Source organism: Thioalkalivibrio sp., from assembly GCF_041685615.1.
Taxonomy (GTDB): domain Bacteria; phylum Pseudomonadota; class Gammaproteobacteria; order Ectothiorhodospirales; family Ectothiorhodospiraceae; genus Thioalkalivibrio.
Genome location: NZ_JAWLFK010000076.1, coordinates 1 through 6,039 on the forward strand (window position 1 = coordinate 1; position 6,039 = coordinate 6,039).

The window sequence follows — 6,039 nt, forward strand, 5'->3', positions numbered from 1 at the left end:
CCTGCGCGACAGCGCGTCGTCCCCGGACGGGGCGCCAACTTCGTGGTGAAAAGACAGTCAGCGGCCTGAAAGAAGAAGGCCCCGCTGGTGCGGGGCCCTCGGGTCGTACGGTCAAAAGGGAGGTGATCAGTCGATCACGCCGGTCACCCAGTACTGCACGTACTCCGGGTTGTCCTCGATAAAGCGGTCCACGGCTTCCTCGTAGGAATTCTCCTGGGCGTAGAACATCGCGTCTTCCAGCACCTCCAGATCCAGATGCATACGCGAGATCATCATCGCCACGTCGTGGTAGTCCTCGGCGAAGCCCTCGCGCGCCAGGGCGTGGATGCGCTCGAAACTACCCAGGGCCCCTTCCGGATCTTCCAGGTAGCGCAGGTCATGGGCGCCGAATTTCCAGTGCGGGCTCCAGCCGGTCACCACGATCCACTCGTCTCGACGAATGGCGCGCTCCAGCGCGGAAGTCATGCCGGCGCCGGAGGAGATCTGCAGGTCGTAGCCATCCAGGCCGTAGGTCTCGATGGCCTCTTCGGAGAGTCGGGTCAGGCCCGCGCCCGGGTCGATCCCGGTAATGCGGCCATCCAGACGCTCGCGGACCGAGTCCTTCTTCAGATCCTCGATGGAACCGAGTTCATCCTCGGGCACATAGTCCGGCACCACCCAGCCGAGACGGGCATTGCCGTACAGCGGACCCAGATTCACCACGTCCTCCCCCACGCGATCCATATAGTCGGCGTGGGTACCGGGCAACCAGGCCATCAACATCATGTCGATGTCACCGGAGGCCAGCCCCTGATACTGCGGGGCGATGTCGGTCTGGACCAGCTCGACCGAATGGCCCATCTCGTCCTCGATGACGCGCTCGGCCAGCTTGGTCACGAATTCGGCATCGGACCACGCAGTCCAGCCGATCTGGATATCGTCGGCCTGGGCCGAGGAGAGGCCCATGGAGGCGGCCAACACGCCGCCCAGCAGGGTTGAAATCAGTGTCTTGTTCATCGTGCTACTCCTTCCTTCGAGTGAAACGGATAGCGCGACGCATGGGCCGGGTCAACTGCTCGCCTTGCGCCGCAGTCCTACGCTCTGAGTGATCCGGTCGAGCAGGATGGCGAGGATCACGACCCCCAGGCCGCCCTCGAACCCCAGCCCGACATCGAGCCGCTGGATACCGGTGAGCACGGTGTTGCCAAGCCCGCCGGCACCGATCATCGACGCGATCACCACCATGGAGAGTGCCAGCATGATGGTCTGGTTGATGCCCGCCATAATCGACGGCATCGCCAGAGGTAACTGAATCTTGGTCAGAAGCTGGCGCCGATTGCAACCGAAGGCCAATCCGGCCTCGATCTGCTCGCGATTCACCTGGCGGATGCCGAGATTGGTCAGGCGCACCACTGGCGGCATGCAGAAGACCACCGTGGCGATCGCACCCGGCACCGTGCCCAGCCCGAAGAAGATCGCCGCCGGGATCAAATAGACAAATGGGGGCATGGTCTGCATCAGATCCAGCACCGGGCGGATCCAGGCCTCGACCCAGTCGCTGCGCGCCATCGCAACCCCCACCGGCATGCCGATCGCCAGCGCCACGGCGGTGGCCGCCAGCACCAGCGACAACGTCTTGATCGTGGGCTCCCACAGGTCCATCCCGAGGATCAGGCCCAGCGCCACGATGGCGAAGATGCCGAAGCGCCAGCTGACCCGCCACCAGCTGAGCCCCACCAGGACCAGCACCAGCAGCCACGCCGGGATCGTCAGCAGCGCGCCTTCGAAGGAGTTGGTCAGGAGCCCGAGGAACCAGGCGATGCCGTCCAGGGCCGGCTCCAGATTGTCGAGGATCCAGTCAACGGCAGCCTCGATCCAGTCGCCAACGGGGATGTCGATACGCTCTTCCATGTCAGTGGTCTCCATTCGCGACGGTCGCGGTCCGGCTGCGGTCCAGGGCCTCGACCAGGTGCGGAAGGGTCACCAGGCCGAGGAATCGCCCGTCCGCATCCACCACCGGGAGGGGCACCGGGCTTTTCGCGGCCGGCCCCGGAAGGTCCGCCAGCGCCGTGTCCTCGCCGACCGGCTCCACCTCGACGGCGACCTCGCTCGCGGGGCGGTCCACGGTCAGCTCGCTCAGGCGCTTGGCCTGGACGACGGACTGGAAGCGCCCGCCGGCATCGACGATCACGGCCTCGTTACCCGGCACGTGGGCAATGCGGTTGCGCGCCTCGCCAGCCGTGGTGTCGGCATCCAGCACCGGAATGTTCTCGCTGTCCATGATGTCGCAGGCCTGGAATACCTGGGTGATGTCCACCCCGTGGAAAAACGAGCGCACGTATTCGTTGGCCGGGTCGACGATAATCTCTTTTGGTGTCCCGACTTGCACCACCTCGCCCCCCTGCATGATGGCGATGCGATCGCCGATGCGAATGGCCTCGTCCAGGTCGTGGGAGATAAAGACCACGGTACGTCGGCGTTCGCTCTGAAGATCCAGGAGCCGGTCCTGCATCTCCGTGCGGATCAGCGGGTCGAGTGCCGAGAACGCCTCGTCCATCAGCATGATCGACGGATCGGTCGCCAGTGCCCGCGCCAGTCCCACGCGCTGCTGCATCCCGCCGGAGAGTTCATCGGGGTAACTGCGGGCATGGGCCTTCAGACCCACTTGGTCGAGCGCCTCCAGCGCCCGTTCACGACGCCGGGCGCGGCCGACGCCGGCAATCTCCAGCCCGAACGCGGCGTTGTCGATCACAGTCTTGTGCGGCATCAGGGCGAAGGACTGGAACACCATGGCCATGTCCTCGCTGCGCAGCCGGATCAGTTCGCGCTGTCCCATCCGCGTGACGTTGTGTCCGCGAACCTCCACGGTGCCGGCAGTCGGCTCGATCAGCCGGTTGAGCAGGCGCACCAGGGTCGACTTGCCGGACCCGGACAGGCCCATCACCACGAAGATTTCGCCCTCGGCGATATCGAGGTTGCAGTCCTTCACCCCTACCGTATTGCCGGTGCGCTCGAAGATGGTGTCCTTGTCCAGCCCGTCCTGGATCAGCCGCAGGCCCTCCTGCGGGTTCGGGCCAAAGACCTTGTACAGCTCGCGCACCCGGATAATGGGTTCCATACCTCGATCTCCCTGCAAAGGAACGTCCGCCCCTCGGGCCGGACCGGGCCCGTTACCAGTCGTACTGGCGGATGAACTCGGGCAGCTTGTCGATCATGTCGTCACGACCGAAGAAGCGGTCGGCGCGCGCCAGGCGCATCTCGTCCTGGATGTCCTGATCACCACCGAAGCAGAATACCGGAAGGTTGATCTGGTATTCCATGCGCAGCATCCGGATCACATCCAGGGGATCGAAGGCCTCGATCTCGTCCAGATCCAGCAGCAGGAAGCGGTACAGCAGGACCTCGTTCCACGGGCCGAGTTCATCCAGGTCGGTTACCCGGTGCAACTGCCAGTCCGGCGGCAACTGGGCCTGCATGCGCTCGGTCAGCCCGGCGTCCTGGGTCATCAGGATCAGGCGCTTCTCGAGGCGGCGTTCGATCGTCGGTTCGGACATGCGGCTTCTCCGGCGCTCGCGGTCAAGGAGGGTGGGATGGGGGGCTCAGGCCGCCGCGATCCCGCGATAAAGCCCGTCAATACGGGCACTGATCTCGTCCACCATGCGGGGCTCGAGCTGGCCGTTCAAGCGCGAACGCACGCGCAGACGTTCCGGGGACTCGCCGATCAGGCGCGCCTCGAGAATCTTGGTCGTCACGGGATCCTCGCACCAGATGCGTGCGATGTGCGAGCCCTGCACATGGAGCCGCAGACGGCCACAGGCGCCCTGGGTCTCGAACACGTGGTTGTCGCGATTCACGCGGATGCCGTCGCGCACGGACGGCGAGCCCTGCCCGTCGGCCAGGTCCTCCAGCTCCTCGTACCCGACGGCCAGCCATTGGTCGAGCGTGCCCGGGTCCGGCTCGACCGTTCGCACCGGCGCGCCGAAGCGGCGTTCCAGCACCGACCGCAGTGCCGACTCCACCTGCGCGGATTCCGGGGTTTGCGGACATTGGCGGGCACAGTCGGTCATGCCGGTCTCCAGGGCCGGGCGCAGCCAGTCCCGGTAGCCGTCGCTGGGGGCGTGCACGCAGGCCAGGAAGCGCTCGACCGGAAAATACCGCAGGAAGCTCGCACCGAAGACGCATCCCTCACCGAGCGTCGCCGCACCGGTGCCCATGATCTTCCGCCCCTGCACCCAGACATCCTGCCCGCGAGCCTCCACTCCTTCGAGCCCGAGCTCGCGCAGGACGTCCATCGCGATGCCCAGCCCCACGGCGAACAGGTGGCGATGCCCCCGCGCGAGGACATGCCGCGGCTGGATCAGGAAGAAGCAGGCCTGGTCCGCGTCAACCCAGACGGAACCGCCGCCCAGGGGACGGCGCACCACCGGGACGCCCTGCTCGGCGCAGGCGGCAAGATCCAGATCAGTCCCGGGATCCTGACTGGCCCCGACCGAGATGTGCGGCTCGTGCGCATGCACCCACAGGACACGCGGCGGCGCACCGGGCGCGGTGGATGCGGCCAGGCCGGCATACAGCGCGTGGAGTTCCTCGGCGGACCGGGCCCCGGCGTCGATCCACTCCGGGGTTACCGTCGATGCGACCAAATGTCAGCCCTCGGTCTGGCCCTGACCGGTCCCGGAGTCGTCTGCCTTCTCCTCCTGGCCGGGCTGGTAGAAGTAGCGGAAATAGAAGTCGCTGCGCGAGAGATCCTCGTACAGCTTGGCACGCTCCTCGACGCCACTGCGCATAATCTCGACCATGGCCATGGCCTGCTCGCCATCGATGATGTGGATACCACCGGTCAACTCCTGGTCGGTGTCCAGGAAGTGCGCGGCCAGTTCTTCCGGCTCCTGGATGTAGACCAGGAACGACTTGCACTCGGGGTCCTCCAGATCCAAGGGCTGCATCACGATCTTGCCCAGCCAGGCCAGACGTGCCACCTGGTTGAACTGGTGGATATCGAGCTTCTTGCCCTTCTTGTACTTGTTGAGTTCGTTGCGGATCTCGCCAATGTTGGCGATCTTCATCGATTTCATGGATGTGCATCCTGCCGCGAGTGTTGCGGGAGCATAAAACAACTGCGTGTCCGGGCCGTAAAAAAACCCCGGCAGACCGGGGTTCTTGAGTGGGGTGCGCGGGAATTCCGCCACCCCTCGCGCCCTTCCGTGGCGCGTACGGATTACGGCGGAGTTACCACTCGAATCCGCTATCTTCTGGTTCTTCAAACCCGGCGACTTCCTTCAGGGTCTCCTCGAGCGCGTCGGGTGAGCTGCGCAGGCGCATGAAGCTGTTGTCCCCCAGCATCCGCAGATCGGGGAAGTGCAGCGCCTTGCGGAACCGCATGTGCAGCGACTCGACCTCGCCACCACGGACCATGATCTCGATCGGCACCGTCGCGGTGTGGCGAAATTCGCCCACGTCCACGATGCCGAGCTGGTGCCGGTCGGCCGAGTCCTGGTCGGCCCCGTCCGCCTCGCGCACGGCCACGCCGATCACGGTTGTGTCCTGCCCCGGGATGTCCACACGGTAGATCTCGCTGACTCCGGCGACACGGGATGCGAGATTGCCATCCAGCTCGCTCAACGCTGCCTGCCTGGACTCATGACTGGCCAGCTCGTACGGGGCATCAAAGCGCTCCATACCGAAGGTGTAGCGATAGCGATTCAGGTCGCGTTCGCTCATCCCGTCCTCGGAGCCGAACTCGCGCTCGGCACCCAGGGTGCTGGACAGACGGCTGGCCACGTCCGTAACCGGACGATCCAGACGATAGGCGTGACGGAAATACTCCAGGTTGTTGTAGCTCACCTGAAGCTCGCCATCGACGGCGGTCACGGCCACCCGGATGGGGGCAATATAGCCTCCGCGCTCCTCGGAACCGGCGACGGACAGCAGGTCATCATGGGTGAACACGATCACATGCCGGTCGTCACTGACCGGATATTCGCCCAGGAACTCGAAGTCGGCCTCCTCCAGGCGTTCCCGCACACTGGCGGCCTCGGCGGAGACATCCGTCCCCGAGTC

At 65.3% G+C, this 6,039-nt stretch carries 7 protein-coding genes; all 7 read right to left on the reverse strand.

What is annotated here, in order from left to right; translation table 11 throughout:
- Window positions 1-126: 126 nt before the first annotated feature.
- On the reverse strand, window positions 127-996 hold the full coding sequence (locus tag ACESLR_RS11205; protein ID WP_373025160.1) for a glycine betaine ABC transporter substrate-binding protein: 870 nt from the start codon (window positions 994-996) through the stop codon (window positions 127-129).
- 51 nt (window positions 997-1,047) lie between these two features.
- A complete protein-coding gene (locus ACESLR_RS11210; RefSeq protein ID WP_373025159.1) occupies window positions 1,048-1,890 on the reverse strand; it encodes an ABC transporter permease in 843 nt (280 codons plus the stop codon).
- Between the two features lies 1 nt (window position 1,891).
- Window positions 1,892-3,097 carry a glycine betaine/L-proline ABC transporter ATP-binding protein ProV gene (gene proV / locus ACESLR_RS11215; RefSeq protein WP_373025158.1) on the reverse strand — a complete coding sequence of 402 codons (1,206 nt, stop codon included), beginning with the start codon at window positions 3,095-3,097 and terminating at the stop codon, window positions 1,892-1,894.
- Between the two features lie 52 nt (window positions 3,098-3,149).
- Entirely contained in the window at window positions 3,150-3,533 is a 384-nt protein-coding gene (locus tag ACESLR_RS11220) for a hypothetical protein (protein WP_373025157.1), read from the reverse strand.
- A gap of 45 nt (window positions 3,534-3,578) precedes the next feature.
- Window positions 3,579-4,622, reverse strand: a complete 1,044-nt coding sequence (locus tag ACESLR_RS11225; protein WP_373025156.1) for a biotin/lipoate A/B protein ligase family protein — start codon at window positions 4,620-4,622, stop codon at window positions 3,579-3,581.
- A gap of 3 nt (window positions 4,623-4,625) precedes the next feature.
- Window positions 4,626-5,054: a hypothetical protein gene (locus ACESLR_RS11230; RefSeq protein ID WP_373025155.1), complete on the reverse strand. Its 429-nt coding sequence runs from the start codon at window positions 5,052-5,054 to the stop codon at window positions 4,626-4,628.
- Window positions 5,055-5,208: 154 nt separating this feature from the next.
- A partial coding sequence (locus ACESLR_RS11235) for a hypothetical protein (protein ID WP_373067426.1) occupies window positions 5,209-6,039 on the reverse strand: 831 nt, incomplete at its 5' end.